The sequence below is a fragment of the Streptomyces sp. NPDC001714 genome (assembly GCF_042892755.1).
Lineage (GTDB): Bacteria > Actinomycetota > Actinomycetes > Streptomycetales > Streptomycetaceae > Streptomyces.
This window is the reverse complement of record NZ_JBIAUL010000003.1, coordinates 548866-562041: the sequence shown is the minus strand read 5'-3', so window position 1 is coordinate 562041 and position 13176 is coordinate 548866. Positions and strand designations below refer to the sequence as shown.

Here is a 13176-nt window from a genome sequence, read left to right as displayed (position 1 = left end):
CACGGCTCCGCGCCCCTTACGGGGCGCTTGAGTTCGGCCGCTGAAGGAGTCACCACGTCGGGCGCGCCGACACCCCGCCGTCCACCACCAGGTCGTGGCCGGTGATCCAGGACGCGAGCGGCGAGGCCAGGAGGACCACCGCGTTCGCCACGTCCTCCGCGCTCCCCAACCGGCCCGTGGGCACCGCCTCCTGCCATCGCCGCACCCCCTCCGGCCAGTCCTCCGCCAGCCCCTCCCGGTCGATCAGGCCCGGGGAGACGGTGTTGACGCGGATGCCGAGGCGGCCGTACTCCAGGGCCGCCGCCCGCGCGTGCATGACCACCGCCGCCTTCGCCGAGCTGTAGTGGGCGTGGCCGGGGGCCGGCTGGGTCGCCTCGATGGACGCGATGTGGGTGATCGTGCCGCCGCCGGGCAGCGCGCGCATGATCTCGGCGGCGGCCTGGGTGCAGGCGAAGACGCTGGTGAGGTCGGTGTCGACGACCGCGCGCCAGTCGGCCGCGGTCATGCCGGGCAGGGGCTGTACGGGCTGTACGGCCGCGTTGTTGACCAGGGCCGTCAGCCGTCCGCCGCCCCACTCCGCGGCCTCCCGGACCACGCGGTGGCAGGTCTCCTCGTCGCTCAGGTCTCCCCGTACGACCGTCGCCCTGCCGCCGAGGGCCACGATGGCCGAGGCCGCCTCCTGCGCCGCCCGGACCGCCGTGAGGCAGTGCACGGCCACCGCCGCGCCCTCCTCCGCCAGGCGCCGGGCGATGACCCGGCCGATACCGCCGCTCGCGCCCGTGACCAGGGCGGTCTGTCCTTCCAGGAGATGGTTCGTCATGGACGGCAGAGTTCCGTGATACGGGCCGCCTCGGACGGGTAACGCGCCGTGAGGTGGGCCACGTCCCCGTGTTCGTACCCCTCGAAGGTGAATCCGGGGGCCATGGTGCAGCCGAAGAGGGTCCAGGCGCCCGGAGTAGCCACGCGGGCGCCCATCCAGGTGCCGGCCGGGACAGTCAGCTGGATGTGCTGGCCGCCCAGGAGATCGGGGCCGAGGACCGGGGCGCGGGTGGTGCCGTCCGGGGCGAGGAGCAGGAGCTCCAGCGGGTCGCCCAGGTAGAAGTGCCAGATCTCGTCGGTGGGGAGGCGGTGCAGGGCCGAGTAGTCGTCCGCGGTGAGGAGGACCACGATCGCGGTGCCCTCGGGGCGGCCGTCGGCGCGTGCGGGACCGGCCCAGGTCTCCCGGAACAGGCCGCCTTCGCGGGGGATCGGCTGCAGGCCGAAGTGGGCGATGAGGTCATCGGGGGTCGGCATCGGGCTCGGGGTCGAGGAGGACATTGGGGAAGGCTACCGGCCGGGTGAGAAAAGCCAGTTGAGCGCGCTTTTCGGGCAGGTGGACGTCGGGGAGGTCGACCTCGGGGAGGACGACGGCCGGGCCGAGCTCGAAACCCTGGCGCCGGAAGCGGGCGATCGCCTTCGCGTTGCGGACGTCCGGGTCCACGACGATGCGGTGGCGATCGGGAGCGCGCAGGATGTACGCCGTGAAGGCGGTCAGCAGGGCCTGCGTCCAACCGGGGCGGGGGCCTTCGGGCCCGGCCGGGGCGAGCAGGACGTGGACGCCGATGTCGCCGGGGCGGACGTCGTAGCACTCGCTCACCCGGTCGGCCGCCGGCTCGTACGTCTGGAGGAGCCCGACCGGGTCGCCGTCCTTCTCGGCGAGGTAGGCGTGGTGGGTGTCGAGGGTCGCCATATGGGCGTAGATCTCGGTGACCTGGGGGCGGGTGAGGCCGGTCATGCCCCAGAAGGCGGCGCGTTCCGCGCTGACCCAGGTGTGGACGACGGCCGCGTCGCGCTCGGCGTCGAGGGGACGGAGCCGGACGGTGCCGAAGCGGGGGACGGGGTGTTCGAAGACAGGGGCGTGCTCGTGGCGCTCAGGCATAGGTGTTCTCCGTGAGGTCTGTGGGATCTGTGGGATCTGTGGGATCTGTGGGATCTGTGAGATCTGCGAGGTCCACGCGTTCCAGACGGGCCCAGTCGGTGACGACCGGGGCCAGTTCTCCCTCGAGCCACAGGGTGAGTTGGTCGGTGTGGTGGGGTGCGCCGGGGACGCCGTCCGCGCCAAGCGGGACCACCCAGAGGCTGTCGTCGCGGCGGGCCAGGTCCCAGACGTAGCGGGCGGCCGGGCCGCGCGCGGAGCGGTCGGTGAGGCCGGGGACGGCGGAGGTGCACAGCACGCAGTCGTGGTCGCCGGACAGGCCCGGTCCGTCGTACGACGGCTCGGGCAGCGCCCGCCAGGGGGCGAGGCGGTGGGTGTCGCCCCAGGTCCCGGTGGGCGGATCGGCCGCGACCTCCTCCACGGCCGCGCGGACGACGGCGGGGCGGTCGACGCCGTACAACTCCTCCGCCCTCAGGAGGTGTTCGAGGGCGAAGCCGATACGGGGGGTGAGGGCCAGCCAGGGGAGCAGGACCTCGGGGAGGGCCGGGGGCTCGGCGAGCGCGGCGAAGGCGGGGTGGGCGGCGAGGCGCCGTACGACGGCGGAGCGTACGGCCGCGTAGGCGGCGGCGCCGGTGCTGTCGGCGTCCATCCGGCGGTCCCAGGCGAGGAGACGGTCGCGAAGCTCGCCGGCCTCGGGGGTGAGGTCGTCGAGGGCGGCCAGGTGGTCGAGGAGAGGGGCGGCGGAGGCGAGGTGGGTGTCGGTGTGGATCGCGGGCATACCGGCGACGGACCAGGTGCGGCGCTCGTCGAGGCGGGCGCGGATGCGGTCGGCGCGGTGGGGTGGGGCGAACTCGACGCCGAGGGGGGCGGCCGGGCCGCGCTGGTTCGCCATCACGGCCACGCCGTCGGTGAGGTCGGCGTACGGCATCTCGTGCCAGCCTTGCCAGTCGTGGCCGGGGAGCCAGGCGGGGGCGAGCCGGGTGCGGTTGGTGTGGGAACGGACGGGGACGCGGCCGGCGACGCGGTGGAGGAGGCCGCCGGCGGTGTCGGCGGCGTGCACGACGTTGACGGGCTCGGCCCAGGCGTCGAAGGCCCGGTCGACGTCGGCGACGTCGCGGGCGCGGAGGAGGGGGAGGAGCGCGCTGAAGCCGAGGTCTCCGGTGACGCGGGGCGGATACCGAAGCGCCAACGCCTCGGCTTCGCCATCGGCGTACGTCTTCCCACCCGCACCACCCGTGCAGCTTTCGTGGTCAGCCGCGGGTGGGCCCTGCGGGGGCGGGCCGCCGTCGGCGACCGACGGAGCGGGCGCGGGGGCGGGTCGCGCGGCGGGGGCGGGCGGAGACGTGCGGCCTTCGCGGTCGGCTGCAGGTGGCCCCTGCGGGCGCGGGCCGCCGTCGGCGGCCGACGGAGCGGGCGCGGGGGCGGGGCGGGCGGCGGGGGCGGGCGGAGACGTGCAGCCTTCGTGGTCGGCTGCGGGTGGGCCCTGCGGGGGCGGGCCGCCGTCGGTGGCTGGTGGAGCGGGCGCGGTGGTGGGTTGGGCGGCGGGGGCGGGCGGGGACGTGCAGCCTTCGCGGTCGGCTGCGGGTGGGCCCTGCGGGGGCGGGCCGCCGTCGGTGGCTGGTGGAGCGGGCGCGGTGGTGGGTTGGGCGGCGGGGGCGGGCGGAGACGTGCGGCTTTGCTTGGTGGGAGCCGGTGGGGGCTGTGGCAGGCGGATGTCGGCGGCGGCCGTCGGGGGGTGCGGCGTTGGCTCGGGCTTCGGGTACTCGGTGATGACCGGGCCCCGGGGTGTTTCGAGCAGGTCGATCTGTAGTGGGGGGTTGCCGGAGACCTCGATCGTCTCCGTGTGGTGGTCGGCCGGGGTCCAGGTGCCGTCCGGGGCGAGGGCCTCCACGCCGGTCTCCGTGCGCCGCAGGCGCTCCCGGTAGAGGTCCTGGTAGTCGGCCATCGCGTTGGTGATGGACCAGGCGACCGTGCCCGTGTGGGCGAAGTGGGCGATGCCGGGGACGCCCGGGACCGCCAGGCCGATGACGTCGAACTCCGGGCAGGAGAGGTGGATCTGCTGGTAGACCCCGGGCGCCTCGATGAAGCGGTGGGGGTCGCCGGCGAGGAGGGCGTGGCCGGTGGTGGTGCGGGACCCGGCGAGGAGCCAGCCGTTGCTGCCGGAGGTGCCCGGGCCGTCCGTGGCGAACAGGGGGACCGCCTCCTCGCCCAGGTGCCGTACCGCCTCCTCGCGCCACAGCTTGGCCGGGAAGCCGGCGAACAGGATGTGGGTGGCCAGCCAGACGCCCAGCGGATGCCAGGGCTCCCAGGTGCCGGAGGCCAGACCGGTGCGGGCGAACTCGGGCGTGCGGGCCGCGCCGGCCGGCAGGCCCTCGTTGACGCCGGCCACGTACGCCCGTACCCACCGCGCCGTCTCCGGGTCCCGTCTCTCCAGCGCCTCGAAACAGCGTCTCGCCGTGTCCGCCAGGCGGGCCCGGCGGGCGAAGACGTCCCAGGCGACGGCGGGGGCGCCGAGGAAGGACGCCGACGTGCCCTGCGCACGGTGCCGTTCCACCTCCAGCTGCCAGGCCCGGTCATGGGCGGTGACCCGGCCCTGCGCGCGGGCGAGTTCGAGGGCGTCGCCCGCCCGCAGATGCGGGATGCCCCAGGCGTCGCGGTACGTCTCGATGGTCACCCGGTGACCCCCTTTTTTTGTGAGGTTAGCCTTACCTAATAGGAATCGCGGGGGAATCGTACGCGAAAGGTGCGGGAGTCGACGGGACCGGGGGAGGGCGGGCGGTCGCGGGCGCGCGGTGCCGGTCCGGGCGCGGGATCATCGAGCCATGGACGCCAACGCCGACTCCCCCGCCCTGCATCTCGCCCAGGACCCCGAGGCCGACGAACTCCTCAGCCGCAGCAGGCTCGCCGCGCTCACCGGCATGCTGCTCGACCAGCAGGTGCCGATGGAATGGGCGTTCAAGGGCCCGGCGACCATCGCGCAGCGCATGGGCACGGACGACCTGGACGCCCATGAGATCGCCGCCCAGGACCCGGAGGCGTTCGCCGCGCTGCTCTCCGAGAAGCCGGCCGTGCACCGGTACCCCGGCTCCATGGCCAAGAGAATCCAGCAGCTGTGCCAGTACCTCGTCGCGCACTACGACGGTGACGCCGAGGGCATCTGGCGTGACGTCGACAGCGGGGCGGAGCTGCTCCGGCGGCTCCAGGAACTGCCCGGCTTCGGGAAGCAGAAGGCGCAGATCTTCCTGGCCCTGCTGGGCAAGCAGCTGGGGGTGACGCCGACGGGGTGGCGGGAGGCGGCCGGGGCGTACGGGGAGGCGGCGGCGTACCGGTCGGTGGCCGACATCACCGGGCCCGAGTCGTTGGCGAAGGTGCGGGCCCACAAGCAGGAGATGAAGGCGGCGGCGAAGGCCGCGAAGGGCGGGGCGAAGTAGTGCGGGGGTAGCCGTAGGGCGCGCGTGGCGGGCAGGGCGGCCGTGGTCCTCGGGGCGTCATCCGATCAGCCCCTCCCTGCTGGCACGGCCGCCTCCTCCGGTCTCAGCTGGAACCATGACCGAGCCCCCCAGCACCGGCCCCGCCGACGACGACCGGAAGGCGCACGCCACCGGCACCGCTCGGCATGAGCCCGAACCGCCCCTCGAGGGACCGCTGCACGCCCTCTCCCGGGCCGCCTGGCAGATCGTCCTGCTCACCGGGATCGCCTCCCTGATCCTCGGCATCCTGGTGCTCATCTGGCCCGGCGCCTCGCTGCTCGCCGCCGGCGTGCTCTTCGGCATCTACCTGCTGATCGCCGGCGTCTTCCAGCTGGTCGCCGCGTTCGGCACGCACCGGGCGACCTCGCTGCGCGTGCTGGCCTTCATCAGCGGCGCGCTCTCGATCGTGCTCGGCCTCTTCTGCTTCCGCGGCCCCATGGAGTCGATCCTGCTGCTCGCCCTGTGGATCGGCATCGGCTGGCTGATCCGTGGGATCACCCAGACCATGGCCGCCGTGTCCGACTCCCGGATGCCCGCGCGGGGCTGGCAGGTCTTCCTCGGGATCGTCACGTTCATCGCGGGCATCGTGCTGATCGTCTCGCCGTTCAAGTCGGTCGCGGTGCTCACCCTCGTCGCCGGTATCTGGCTGGTCGTCGTCGGCATCGTCGAGATCGTCACGGCGTTCGGCATCCGCGGCCGCGCCAAGCAGATCCCGCAGGCCCTGTGAACGCCGGCCTCGTGAGCGCGCGCCTCGTGAGCGCGGGCCTCGCGTGCGCGGGCCTCATGGGCGCGGGCCTCATGGGCGCGGGGTTCGTGAGCGCGGGCCTCATGGGCGCGGGGTTCGTGAGCGGCGCAGGGTTCACGAGCGGCGCGGGCCTCATGAGCCGCGCGGGCTTCACGAGCCGCACGGGCTTCACGAGCCGCGCGGGCTTCACGAGCCGCGCGGGCCTCACGAGCCGCACGGGCCTCACGAGCCGCACGGGCTTCACGAGCGCGGCCCCCGTCGGCGTCGCCCCGTCCACTTCGTCAACCTCGCGCCCCGCAGGTACGCCGAGCGAGCGGTTCTCGCGTCCCGCGCGATGAACACCGCCCACTCCGTGGGGAGATGACCGGCATGAGCAGCGGTCCCTCGACCGGACGTCGCCCGCGGTCAGGCCCCGCCTGGCCGCGGGCGCTCGTGCTGCTGCTCGTCCTGCTGCTGGCCGGCGTCCCGACGGTGGCCGAGGCGCTCGCCGTGGCCGCCCCGGCCGTCTCGGCGGAGACCGTCGAGCACGACGTCCTCGACATCCCGCTACGGCCACCCGCCCGCGCCGTCCACCGCGCCGACGTACCCCAGCGTCCCGCACCGCTCCCCGGCCCGGCGCCCGCCGGCCCGGCGGACCGCCACCGGCCCTGCCCGGCGGCACCGCGTCCGCCGTACGCGACCCCCCTCCTGCGCACCGTGGTCCTGCGCTGCTGACCGACCGGCCTGTCCCGCACTCCCCCCAGGTCAGTCAGCTCTACGCAAGGAACCCAGTCATGTCCTCAGACCCGTACGCGGTCCTGCGCGCCCTGCTGCGCGCGGAAGCCGTTCGCAGCACACCGAAGCCGGAGACGAAGACGGCGGAACCACCGCGGCCGCGGCCGCGGGAGCAGAAGCGCGGTTGATCCCGCGGAGCTGAGCCGGGTGGCCCGTGCGGGCGCCCGGCTCACCTGCGTCGGCGGGCCGTACCGAACAGCGACCGGGTGATCTCCCGGCCGAGCTGCGTACCCACCGACCGGGCGAGGGACTTGAACATCCCGCTGCTGACCACCTGTTCGACCAGCGACGGTTCTTCCCTGCGGGCTTCGGGGGCCCGCGGCTCGGCCGGCGCCCGCTGCAGCTTCTCGTACGCCGACTCCCGGTCCACAGCCTGTGCATAACGTCCGTGGAGCGCGGACCCGCGCACCGCCGCGTCCAGCTCCGCCGCGTCCACCGGCCCCATCAGGGACTCGGGAGCCCGCAGCCGGGTCGCCGCGACCGGTGTCGGGGCACCCTGCTCGCCGAGCACGGTCACCACGGCCTCGCCGGTGCCGAGCCCGGTGAGCAGTTCCTCGAGGTCGTACGACGACTTCGGGAAGGTCTGCACGGTGGCCCGCAGCGCCTTCTGGTCCTCCGGAGTGAAGGCCCTGAGCGCGTGCTGGACACGGTTGCCGAGCTGGCCGAGGACCTCGGACGGTACGTCCTTCGGGGTCTGCGTGACGAAGAAGACGCCGACCCCTTTCGAGCGAATCAGGCGCACGGTCTGCGTGATCGAGTCCAGGAACGCCTTCGAGGCGTCGTCGAACAGCAGGTGCGCCTCGTCGAAGAAGAAGACCAGCCTGGGCCGGTCGGCGTCGCCGATCTCGGGGAGGTCGTGGAAGAGGTCGGCGAGCAGCCACATCAGGAAGGTGGAGAAGAGGAGGGGCTTGTCCTGGACTGCGGGGAGTTCGAGGACCGAGACGATGCCGCGGCCGTCCGGGGCCGTACGCAGGAAGTCGGCCGTGTCGAACTCCGGCTCGCCGAAGAAGTCCGCCATGCCCTGGGCCTCGAACGCGGTGAGCGAGCGCAGGATCACCCCGGCCGTGGCCGTCGACAGCCCTCCGATGTCCTTCAGTTCCGCCCTGCCCTCGGCGGAGGTGAGGAAGGCGACCACCGCCCTGAGGTCCTTGAGGTCGACCAGCTCCAGGCCCTTGGTGTCGGCGTAGTGGAAGATCAGGCCGAGGGACTGTTCCTGGGTCCGGTTGAGCTGGAGCACCTTCGCGAGCAGCAGCGGGCCGAAGCTGGTGATCGTCGCGCGGACGGGGATGCCGTGGCCGAGGCCGCCGAGCGCGAGGAACTCGGTGGGGAAGCCCGTCGCCGTCCACTGCTGGCCGACCTCGCCCGCCCGGGCCCTGACCCGGTCGTTCGCCTGCCCGGGCCGCGCGACGCCGGACAGGTCGCCCTTGACGTCCGCCAGGAACACCGGGACACCGTGCGCCGAGAGCTGTTCGGCGATCAACTGGAGCGTCTTGGTCTTGCCGGTGCCGGTGGCGCCGGCGACCAGTCCGTGGCGGTTGAGCATGGGGAGGGGGATGCGGACCTGTGCGCCGGGAAAGCACCGGCCGTCCCGCAGAACGGCGCCGAGATCCAGCGCCTGACCGGCGAAGGCGTACCCGGCGGCGATCTCGTCGGCCACGGGATCGTCGGCGCCCGCGGGGTCCTGCTCGGCGGCCGTGGCGGCCGTGGCCGGGGTCGTGGCACCGGCTTCGTCGGCGTCACCGGCACTCATCATCGGACCCCCTGTTCCCCTTTAGCCCACTTGATGACCTTTACGGTGTCTTTTCCAGCGTCGCACTCGGTCGCCATGGCTGCGCCCGGAACGTCTGGACCGGTAGGCTTTCCGTGTGATCTTCAAGCGCATCGGAAACGGCCGGCCGTACCCCGACCACGGCCGGGAGAGCACCCGGCAGTGGGCGGACGTCGCACCGCGCCCGGTCCGCCTCGATCAGCTCGTGACGACCAAGGGGCAGCTCGACCTGGAAACCCTCCTGGCCGAGGACTCGACGTTCTACGGCGACCTCTTCGCGCACGTCGTGAAGTGGCAGGGCGACCTGTACCTGGAGGACGGGCTGCACCGCGCGGTCCGCGCCGCCCTCCAGCAGCGTCAGGTGCTGCACGCGCGCGTGCTCGAACTCGACTGATCACCCGCCAGCCACCGGGCATTTGCCGCCGGTTGGCCCTTTCGGGTTGGACCGCGCGACGTCGGATGATCATCTATTAGTCAACGAACCCGTGGCGCACTACGCTGCGCTCATGAGCATGCTGACTCCCCCCGGCATGGGCGGCCAGTACCGGATCACAGGGGACAAATACCCTCGCATGCGCCCGCGCCGGCGGCGTGCCCGGCTCGTCCTCTCCGTGGTCGCCTCCGTCACCGCGCTCGGCCTGGTCGGCTGGGGCACCCTGCAGCTCATCGACGTCTTCACGGGCGGCGGCGGGACGGCGTCTGCGGCCGGTTCGTCGGGCGACTGCGTCAAGCAGGCCGCCGCGAGCGCGAGCCCCGCGGCCGGTGCGTCGGCCCGTACCTCGGCCGCGGTGTTCCCGAAGCCGGCCCAGATCACGGTGAACGTCTACAACGCCACCACCCGCACGGGCCTGGCCAAGGACACCGCGGACGAACTGAAGAAGCGCGGCTTCAAGATCGGCGACGTCGGCAACGCGCCGGCGAAGTTCGACCAGAAGGTCAAGGGCACGGCGATACTGCTCGGCCCCGCCACCGCGCTGAAGACCTCGCTCCCCGTCCTGGCCACCCAGGTGACGGCAGCCGACCAGCGCACGGAGGCGGGCCGCAAGGGATCCGCCGTGGACCTGATCATCGGCAACGCCTTCAAGACCCTGACCCCCCAGGCAACAGCCGCCAAGGCCATCACAGCCCTGTCGAACCCCACCCCGACAGCGTCGACTTCGAAGAAAACCTGCTGACAGGAGCCCTGAAGGGGCGCTGGGGGTACCCCCGGCCGAGGCCGGGGGAGGAACTGCGCGACAAGCCACGACGCACCCGCGGCCGCCGACGCGCCCGCGCCCCTGCGGCGTCGAAGCGAGCGGTTCGCTACTCGGCCGCCCCGTACAGCCGGTCCCCCGCGTCACCCAGCCCCGGCACGATGTACCCGTGCTCGTTGAGGTGGTCGTCCACCGCCGCCGTCACGACCGTGACCGGCGTGCCCGCCAGCTCCCGCTCCATCAGCTCGACGCCCTCGGGCGCGGCCAGCAGGACGACCGCCGTCACGTCGTCCGCGCCGCGCCTGATGAGCTCGCGGATCGCCGCGACCAGCGTGCCGCCCGTGGCCAGCATCGGGTCCAGGACGTACACCTGGCGCCCGGAGAGGTCCTCCGGCATCCGCGAGGCGTACGTGGACGCCTGCAGCGTCTCCTCGTTGCGGATCATGCCCAGGAAGCCCACCTCGGCGGTCGGCAGCAGCCGGACCATGCCGTCCAGCATGCCGAGCCCGGCCCGCAGGATCGGCACCACCAGCGGGCGCGGGCGGGCGAGCTTGACGCCGGTCGTGGCGGCCACCGGGGTCTGGATGTCGACGGCCTCGGTCCGCACGTCCCGCGTCGCCTCGTAGGCGAGCAGGGTGACCAGTTCGTCGGCGAGCCGCCGGAACGTCGCGGAGTCGGTGCGCTGGTCGCGCAGCGTGGTGAGCTTGTGGGCGACCAGGGGGTGGTCGACGACGTGGAGACGCATGTCCACAACAGTAACCGCGCCCCCGCACACCTCGCGCAGGCCCGCGCGACCCCACCCTGGCATCAAACCCCCCATCCGGGGGAAAGTGGAGGTGTCGGACTGGGGGTGATGTGACCGTGCCCGAGCTTCCTGAGCCGCCTGAGCGGCCGGACCGTGCGTACGGCGCGCCCGAGGGCGAGACGGAGGCCGAGCGGCGGCGCCGCCGGGCCTGGTTCCTGCGCGAGCTCGCCGAGGCGCGGGCGCTGCGCGAGCGGGTCCAGCCCCGCCGCGCCAAGGTGGCCCGCCTGCGGCACGCGATGCGCATGCGGACGTTCCGCTGGTAGGAATCGGCAGGAGTCCGCAGGACTCGCCAAGAGTCGGCAAGAGTCGTAAAGCCGATCCTTCGGCAAAGATCCACTCCTTGTGGCGCGTTGCGGTCCGTCACGGGGAAGGCCGTGCGTGGGCCGCGGGAAAACCCGCGTACGATCCGCAGGTGGCGGCAACGAGTGCGCTGGTGACTGCGTTGACGGGCGCATGGATGGCTCTTTGCATACGTGCGATCAAAACTGCCAGACACAGGGAGCCGAAGACGTCCCCTGAACGCCTTGTTTCTGCCACGATTCCGAGTGGGCGGGGCTCGGAGCACAGCTCTCCCCGCCCAGAACCTCCGCCGGGGGGACCCCCAACCGGCACGCCTAAGACCAGTGGGAGAGTCACGGTGTACTTCGCCGCACTGCTCGCGCGCACCGAAGACGGGTGGGAAGCGAGCGACACAGAGCTCGACGATGTGGAGACCCTGTCGGACCTGGCCGACCTGGCCCGGGAATCGGCGCCGGACGCCGACGACACGGTGCTCGTCTTCATCGAGCAGGAAGACGCGTGGTTCGGCGTCGTGCGCGTCGACGGCGAGGAGGACCCCCGGGTCTTCGTCTCCAACGCAGCCGCCGCCGCCCGCAGCTCGTACGGCGAGCTCCTGCTCACGGACGAACTGCTCGGAAGGGAGCCCAAGGACGAAGACGACGACCTGGACGCCCTCGACCTCGACGGCACCGAGGACGGTGAGCCGGATGCCGAGGAGGACGACGACGCGGACGGTTCCGCCGTGCCGGCCGGCCCGGTCGGCGACGCCGCGATCCTGGACGACCTGGGCGTGAGCGCGAAGGAACTGCTCTCCCTGGACGAGGACGCGCTCGGCGAGATCGCCGAGGCCCTGGGCGCCTCCGACGTCCTGGAGACCGTCCGCTGACCCTCCACGAGGCCTGCGGGTCCCCCGACCCGGTACGCGACCGCTGGCGGGCTGCGATGCGGCTCGCTCTGGACGAGGCCGGCCGGGCCGTCCAGGGCGGGGACGTCCCCGTCGGCGCCGTCGTGCTGTCCCCGGACGGTACGACGGTCCTCGCGGCCGGGCACAACGAACGCGAGGCCACCGGCGACCCCACCGCGCACGCCGAGGTCCTCGCCCTGCGCCGGGCCGCCGCGGCGCTCGGGGAGTGGCGGCTCACCGGCTGCACCCTGGTCGTCACGCTGGAGCCCTGCACGATGTGCGCCGGCGCCCTGGTCCAGTCCCGGGTGGACCGGGTGGTCTACGGCGCCCGCGACGAGAAGGCCGGAGCCGCCGGGTCCCTCTGGGACGTCGTCCGCGACCGGCGCCTGAACCACCGCCCCGAGGTCGTCGAGGGCGTCCTGGCGGACGAATCCGCCCGCCTCCTCACGGACTTCTTCCGCACCCGCTGAGGCGCCTTCCCGGGCCTCCGAATACCGATTTCAGAGCAGGGCCCGGCGTGCTGTAAGGTCTCCCTCGGTAGCGTGTCCGAGCGGCCGAAGGAGCTCGCCTCGAAAGCGAGTGTGGCGCAAGTCACCGAGGGTTCAAATCCCTCCGCTACCGCTGTCGCCTGAGGGGTGGCTCCGACTCGGAGCCACCCCTCAGGCGTTACGCCGACGGCTCGGGGCGCTTGCCCGCGTAGTTCCAGACGAGGGCACCGAAGACCGGGGCGTGGAGCAGGAACAGCACCCAGAGCCACTTCGGGACGTACCTGACCCGCTCCGACGGCGTGCGGACGCAGTCGAGCAGTGCCGCCACGACCAGCACGATCAGCAGGGTGATGAGCCCGAAGGCCGTCGCCGTCATCAGCATGTGCACTCTCCCTCTCGACTCCGGGTGACCCGGGTTCGCTTCCGATGCCTCGGCCCTTCATCGGAGCGACCCCCGCGATCGGTTCACGCGCCCGGCTCATGCGATCGGTTCACGCGATCGGTTCACGCGATCGGTTCACGCTCCGAAGATTCGGAGATTCGGAGAAAAAAACCCGGCACCCATCGCGCCGTTGGTCATACAAAACGATCGGAGGGTTACACTCGCGCCCGGCAACCGGGGGAACCCGGGGGAAGTGACAGGGGAGAGGCCAGGTGGCGGTGAACGCCAAGAAGATCGCCGTCTACGTACTCGTGATCTTCGCGCTCTACGTGATCATCACTGACCCGCCCAAGGCGGCGGACTGGGTCCAGATAGTCTTTCAGGGCATATCGGACGCCGCGAAGGCCGTGGGTGACTTCTTCACCTGGCTGGCCGACGGGGCGAAGTAGCCGC

17 protein-coding genes and 1 tRNA gene are annotated in these 13176 nt (G+C 72.8%); 11 read left to right on the top strand and 7 right to left on the bottom strand.

Annotated features, from left to right (window positions below):
• Positions 1-49: 49 nt before the first annotated feature.
• The 4 genes from ACFY0P_RS11295 to ACFY0P_RS11280 are packed head-to-tail and all read right to left on the bottom strand — an operon-like array spanning position 50 to position 4589.
• A complete protein-coding gene (locus ACFY0P_RS11295; protein WP_388909902.1) occupies positions 50-820 on the bottom strand; it encodes an SDR family NAD(P)-dependent oxidoreductase in 771 nt (256 codons plus the stop codon).
• The gene (locus ACFY0P_RS11290) at positions 817-1293 is read right to left on the bottom strand and encodes a cupin domain-containing protein (protein WP_388909899.1); all 477 of its coding nucleotides are present in this window, start codon (positions 1291-1293) and stop codon (positions 817-819) included. The genes ACFY0P_RS11295 and ACFY0P_RS11290 overlap by 4 nt, the downstream gene beginning before the upstream one ends.
• Positions 1277-1918 (bottom strand): GNAT family N-acetyltransferase, encoded by a 642-nt coding sequence (locus tag ACFY0P_RS11285; protein WP_388909896.1) that lies wholly within the window; start codon positions 1916-1918, stop codon positions 1277-1279. Before ACFY0P_RS11285 ends, ACFY0P_RS11290 begins: the two co-directional genes overlap by 17 nt.
• Positions 1911-4589 (bottom strand): penicillin acylase family protein, encoded by a 2679-nt coding sequence (locus ACFY0P_RS11280; RefSeq protein ID WP_388909893.1) that lies wholly within the window; start codon positions 4587-4589, stop codon positions 1911-1913. The genes ACFY0P_RS11285 and ACFY0P_RS11280 overlap by 8 nt, the downstream gene beginning before the upstream one ends.
• Before the next feature lie 148 nt (positions 4590-4737).
• On the opposite strand from ACFY0P_RS11280, the gene ACFY0P_RS11275 reads away from it, so the two are divergent.
• The 4 genes from ACFY0P_RS11275 to ACFY0P_RS11260 all read left to right on the top strand — a co-directional run bounded on the left by ACFY0P_RS11275 (position 4738) and on the right by ACFY0P_RS11260 (position 7032).
• Positions 4738-5346 (top strand): HhH-GPD-type base excision DNA repair protein, encoded by a 609-nt coding sequence (locus tag ACFY0P_RS11275; protein WP_388909890.1) that lies wholly within the window; start codon positions 4738-4740, stop codon positions 5344-5346.
• Positions 5347-5461: 115 nt separating this feature from the next.
• Complete coding sequence (locus tag ACFY0P_RS11270) at positions 5462-6112, top strand: HdeD family acid-resistance protein (protein ID WP_388909887.1); 651 nt, start codon at positions 5462-5464, stop codon at positions 6110-6112.
• Positions 6113-6499: 387 nt separating this feature from the next.
• Positions 6500-6844: a hypothetical protein gene (locus tag ACFY0P_RS11265; RefSeq protein WP_388909884.1), complete on the top strand. Its 345-nt coding sequence runs from the start codon at positions 6500-6502 to the stop codon at positions 6842-6844.
• Positions 6845-6903: 59 nt separating this feature from the next.
• Entirely contained in the window at positions 6904-7032 is a 129-nt protein-coding gene (locus ACFY0P_RS11260) for a hypothetical protein (RefSeq protein WP_388909881.1), read from the top strand.
• Positions 7033-7073: 41 nt separating this feature from the next.
• On the opposite strand, the gene ACFY0P_RS11255 is transcribed toward ACFY0P_RS11260, so the two are convergent.
• Positions 7074-8657 carry a helicase HerA-like domain-containing protein gene (locus ACFY0P_RS11255; RefSeq protein ID WP_388909877.1) on the bottom strand — a complete coding sequence of 528 codons (1584 nt, stop codon included), beginning with the start codon at positions 8655-8657 and terminating at the stop codon, positions 7074-7076.
• Positions 8658-8769: 112 nt separating this feature from the next.
• Between ACFY0P_RS11255 and ACFY0P_RS11250 the strand changes: the two genes are divergently transcribed.
• Together ACFY0P_RS11250 and ACFY0P_RS11245 are read left to right on the top strand one after the other, a co-directional pair.
• Complete coding sequence (locus ACFY0P_RS11250) at positions 8770-9066, top strand: type II toxin-antitoxin system VapB family antitoxin (RefSeq protein ID WP_003999914.1); 297 nt, start codon at positions 8770-8772, stop codon at positions 9064-9066.
• 112 nt (positions 9067-9178) lie between these two features.
• Positions 9179-9847, top strand: a complete 669-nt coding sequence (locus tag ACFY0P_RS11245; protein WP_388909874.1) for a LytR C-terminal domain-containing protein — start codon at positions 9179-9181, stop codon at positions 9845-9847.
• A gap of 127 nt (positions 9848-9974) precedes the next feature.
• Here the strand turns inward: ACFY0P_RS11245 and upp are convergent, their stop codons facing one another.
• A complete protein-coding gene (gene upp, locus ACFY0P_RS11240; RefSeq protein WP_189262743.1) occupies positions 9975-10610 on the bottom strand; it encodes a uracil phosphoribosyltransferase in 636 nt (211 codons plus the stop codon).
• 116 nt (positions 10611-10726) lie between these two features.
• Here upp and ACFY0P_RS11235 point away from each other — a divergent pair, with 116 nt between their 5' ends.
• The 4 genes from ACFY0P_RS11235 (at position 10727) to ACFY0P_RS11220 (ending at position 12474) form a co-directional block, all read left to right on the top strand.
• A complete protein-coding gene (locus tag ACFY0P_RS11235) occupies positions 10727-10933 on the top strand; it encodes a hypothetical protein (protein WP_388909871.1) in 207 nt (68 codons plus the stop codon).
• Between the two features lie 374 nt (positions 10934-11307).
• Complete coding sequence (locus ACFY0P_RS11230; RefSeq protein WP_388909868.1) at positions 11308-11835, top strand: hypothetical protein; 528 nt, start codon at positions 11308-11310, stop codon at positions 11833-11835.
• Between the two features lie 56 nt (positions 11836-11891).
• Positions 11892-12323: a tRNA adenosine(34) deaminase TadA gene (gene tadA / locus ACFY0P_RS11225; RefSeq protein WP_382724691.1), complete on the top strand. Its 432-nt coding sequence runs from the start codon at positions 11892-11894 to the stop codon at positions 12321-12323.
• Positions 12324-12389: 66 nt separating this feature from the next.
• Positions 12390-12474, top strand: a tRNA-Ser gene (locus ACFY0P_RS11220).
• Between the two features lie 45 nt (positions 12475-12519).
• Here ACFY0P_RS11220 and ACFY0P_RS11215 read toward each other — a convergent pair.
• Positions 12520-12723, bottom strand: coding sequence for a PLDc N-terminal domain-containing protein (locus tag ACFY0P_RS11215; RefSeq protein ID WP_388909865.1), 204 nt, complete (start codon positions 12721-12723; stop codon positions 12520-12522).
• Between the two features lie 278 nt (positions 12724-13001).
• Between ACFY0P_RS11215 and ACFY0P_RS11210 the strand changes: the two genes are divergently transcribed.
• Positions 13002-13172: a hypothetical protein gene (locus tag ACFY0P_RS11210; protein WP_388910124.1), complete on the top strand. Its 171-nt coding sequence runs from the start codon at positions 13002-13004 to the stop codon at positions 13170-13172.
• The last annotated feature ends 4 nt before the right edge of the window (positions 13173-13176 follow it).